The sequence below is a fragment of the Amycolatopsis sp. NPDC058278 genome, assembly GCF_042881395.1.
Classification (GTDB): domain Bacteria; phylum Actinomycetota; class Actinomycetes; order Mycobacteriales; family Pseudonocardiaceae; genus Amycolatopsis.
Map to the genome: position 1 here is coordinate 1 of NZ_JBHVXZ010000253.1, position 3,938 is coordinate 3,938.

The 3,938-nt window shown below is 72.0% G+C and carries 2 protein-coding genes; both read right to left on the reverse strand.

Annotated features, from left to right (window positions below):
• Positions 1 to 36 precede the first annotated feature (36 nt).
• A complete protein-coding gene (locus ACFVYA_RS49630) occupies positions 37 to 2,301 on the reverse strand; it encodes a M4 family metallopeptidase (protein ID WP_387055615.1) in 2,265 nt (754 codons plus the stop codon).
• A gap of 308 nt (positions 2,302 to 2,609) precedes the next feature.
• Positions 2,610 to 3,875, reverse strand: coding sequence for a helix-turn-helix domain-containing protein (locus ACFVYA_RS49635; RefSeq protein WP_387055617.1), 1,266 nt, complete (start codon positions 3,873 to 3,875; stop codon positions 2,610 to 2,612).
• Positions 3,876 to 3,938: the final 63 nt, after the last annotated feature.

The following is a 3,938-nucleotide window of genomic DNA, read 5'->3' on the forward strand; positions in this document are numbered from 1 at the left end:
CACCTGGCTGGTGCGGCCTTCACGGGGTCGGGGGTGCTACACGGTCAACGTCCAGGAGGACAGGTAACCGGTGTCGGCCGGGCCGACGTCCTTGATCTGCAGCTTCCACGCGCCGTTCGCGGCTTCCGACGAAGCGTTGACGGTGTAGGTGGTGTTGATGTTCGGCGTCGAGCTGCTGCTGGAGTTCTTCATCCGGTAGCTCGTGCCGTCCGGCGCGATCAGGTCGAGGACGAGGTCACCGCTGTAGGTGTGGGTGATGTGCACCTCGACCTTGGTGGTGCCGGACGCGTTGCGCGCGCAGCCGGACACGGTGCTGGTGCTGCTGACCGCGGCACCCGGGTAGTCCGGGATGTCCAGCCGCGTCGAGTTGGTCACCGGGGCGCACGACGACGTGGTGCCCACGGTCAGCGCGTACGTCGCGGTGTGGTCGGTGCTGGCCCCGTCGGCGGTGATGGTGACCGGGAAGCTGCCGGTCGGGGTCGACGACGTCGTCGCGATGGTCAGCGTCGAGCTGCCGCCCGAGGAGATCGTCGCCGGGCTGAACGTCGCGGTCGCGCCGGCGGGCAGGCCCGAGGCGGACAGCGTGATCGACTGGGCCGCGCCCGAGGTGATCGCGGTGCTGATCGTGGTGGTCGCCGAGGCGCCCGGCTGCACCGAACCCGAAGCCGGGTTCAACGCGACCGAGAAGTCCGGCCCGCCGCCGCTGCACGACGCCGGCTCACCGCTGACGGTGGTGACGGAGATGGCGTCCCACGCGGCCTTGGTGGCGTTGTACTCGGTGCAGCTGCCCGGGAAGAGCGCGATCGCGGCTTCGAGGGTCGCCTTGCGGGCGGCCTTGTGGTTCCACGACGAGGTCTTCTTCAGCAGGCCGTTGTAGAAGATCTTGCCGGCCTTCTGGATGCCGATGCCGGTGACGCTCGAGCTGTTGCAGGTCGGGCTGGCCGGCTTGCCGCCACCCGGGTTCGAGCCCTCGGCCAGCAGGTAGAACCAGTGGTTCTGCGGGCCCGCGGCCGCGTGCACCTCGGTGCTCGGGATCGACGACGAGTAGCAGTTCGGGTCCCCGACCTTGGACGGGGAGTACATGTAGCGGATCGGGCCCTGGCCGACCAGGTTGACGCCCTCGCCGACTTCGTAGTCCGGGGTGTCCTTGGTGTTGTTCGCGTAGGCCTCGGTCAGCGCGCCGAAGATGTCACCGGTCGACTCGTTCATGCCGCCGTTCTCGTTGCCGGAACCGGCACCGCCCGGCGTGAACTGGAAGATGCCGTGCCCGAACTCGTGGCCGACGACGTCCATCGAGGTGGCTTGGCGCTGGTTGTCCTGCGAGTGGCCGAAGTGCGTCGAGGAGCCGTTCCAGTAGGCGTTGACGTCGGACAGGCCCACCGAAGCCGGGTAGCCGGTGCCGCTGCCGTTGATGCCGTTGCGGCCGAGCCAGTCGGCGAGCATCTTCCACTCGGTCTGGACGCTGTAGAGCACGTCGACGCAGCCGGTCTCGAGGTCCGTGCCGGTGCCGTTGCCCCAGTTGTTGTCCGGTCCACTGTAGACGGAACCGCCCTCGCGGCCGCAGCTGATGCCGGTGCGGCCCGGGTCGCGCAGCGTGTACGTGCTGCCGGACTGCGTCGTGTCGATGGAGACGTTGCCGACGTAGTAGCTGTTGCCGGTGCCGGCGACGTTCACCGTGGCGGGCCGGTCCTGCCCCTTCGCGCCGGAGGCGAACGTCTTCACGTCGTCCCGCTTGTCGAGCACCGCCCCGGTCGCCGCGTCGACGAACACGTGCAGGTTGCTCGGTGCCGTGGCGGTGCGCCCGGCGACGACGACCTCGTAGGCCAGCTTCGGGCTCGTCCCGGCCAGCACCACCTTCTCCGGCGTGCTCACACTGTCCACAGTGGGCAGTTGAGCGCGCGCGGTGGCGGCCGCCTTCGCCGCGTCGAGGGGCGCCTGGGTCCCGACGGTGATGGCCGCGGTCTCGGCCGCACTGGTGCCGCGGACGCGCCCGGCGCCGTCGGCGACGACCACCGCGTCCCCGCCCACGACCCGCAGGCCCTGGTAGGTGCGCTGATAGGCGCCGTAGAAAAGGCCACCGCCGCCGGCGGTCAGGCCGACGCGCCGGAACGATTCGGCCGGCCCGCGGCGCAGGGCGTCGAGACCGCTGGCGGCGGCTTGGTCGGCCGCGCGGGCGGCTGCCGCTTCGGGAGCGGCGGGCTGTGCCTGAGAAGCTGCGCTCGCCGGGGTCACCGGTAACGCGAGCGTCATGGCGAGCCCGGCGGCGGCCGCCAAGCCCGTGCTGAACCCACGATGGGTCATCGAGGTCTTCCTTCCATGAAGGCAGAATCGAGGTCCGGTAAGGGGAAAGGAGACGTGTCCGGCGTGCTAACAGCAGGTATGCGTCCGGACGCATCCGAGTAAAGGATCAGCGGATCGGGGCGTCAATGCGCCGAACGGACCAACGGCACGTTCCGGATTATCGAATCAATTCGTACAAACCCCGTCGCAGCAGGGGATTCTCGCCGCGTTCCGTCCCGGAACGACTTTCGTAGGGATTGTCCGCGACACCATCCGAACGCGGGGCGATCTCGATCATCGGGATTCGTTAGTACCGCTCAGGAATCGGTTCAGCCGTCTTCCGCGCCCAGCGCGATGAGCCCGTTCCGCAGCACGTCCGCCGCCTCCGCCTGCTTCCCCGTCTCGCCGAGCAGCTCGCTCAACGGCCGCAGCGCGCGGACCAGCACCCCGCGGGCGCCCAGGCCGGTGGCGAGCTCGACGGCGGCCCGCAGGTCCTCGGCCGCGCGCCGCGCGTCGCCGCGGGCCCTGGCCAGCGAGCCCAGCTGCAGCCGCAGCTCCGCGGCCAGCGCCGTGCCCGCCACGATCGCCGGGCGGACCTGGTCGAGCAGCGCCGCCGCCGTCTCCAGCCGGCCCGCCGCGAGGTATTCCGCGGCCAGCTCGACGGTGATGGCCGGGACGTCGTCCGGCCACGCCGTCTCCCGCGCCGCCCCGAGGTCGGCCAGCGCGCCCTCGACGTCACCCGACCGGCCGCGGACCCGGGCCCTGGCCAGCAGGCAGTACGCCATCGCCGGGTGCAGCGCCCGTTCCTGCATCAGGTCGTAGGCCGCGGCGACCGACGCGGCCGCGTCGGCGAACCGGTCCGCCGCCAGGTGGCTGCGGCACACCTCGACGTGACTGCGGGTCAGCTCCGCGAGCACCGCCGGGCCGCCCCGGGCGAGCCGCAACGCCGAGCCGGCGTACTCGGCCGCCCGCTCCAGGTCGCCCTGGCGCAGGTGCCGCTCGGCCAGGCAGGCCCGCAGCGTCAGCAGCATCGACGGCTGCGGGTAGCCGTCGCGCAGCAGCTCGGCGTGGCAGGTTTCCAGCAGGTGCACCGAATACTGCACCTCACCCCAGCCGGTCAGCACCGCCGCGCGCAGCGGCACGACCATCGCCCGCACCGGCGGCGGCTCACCCGACAGGGCCGTCTCGGCGTCCGCGACGTACTTGGTGCGGACGTCGCCGGTCGAATACCCGGCCAGCCACAGCAGCGCGATCCCCGCCTGCCGCGGCCGGTCCAGCCGCTCGGCGCGGCGCAGGATCCGCTGCATCCGCGGGGTGGCGCGGCGGGCGTCGCCGGCGAGGAACCGGTCCGCCGTCTCGATCAGCTCGAGGTCGAGCTCGATCAGCTCGCGCGGGGACCGGCCGCCGAGCAGCTCGCCCGCGTCGATGCCGAGCTGCTGGGCGAAGAACCGCAGCGCGTCCCCCGACGGCGTCCGCGCGCCGGTCTCGACCGACGACACGTACGCCGCGGAGTACTGCGGCCCGGCGAGTTCGCGCTGCGTGAGCCCGCGTTCGGTGCGGAGCTCACGCAGGCGTTCGCCGACGCTCTCGCTCACCCAGGTGCCTTTCCGCCGTGGATGTCCAGGGTAAGCCGCGCGGGGGGGGGGGGCCCCCCCCCC

Excerpts from the sequence above, each read along its gene's own strand:
- ACFVYA_RS49630 (WP_387055615.1), bottom strand. The coding sequence starts at position 2,301 with ATGACCCATCGTGGGTTCAGCACGGGCTTGGCGGCCGCCGCCGGGCTC.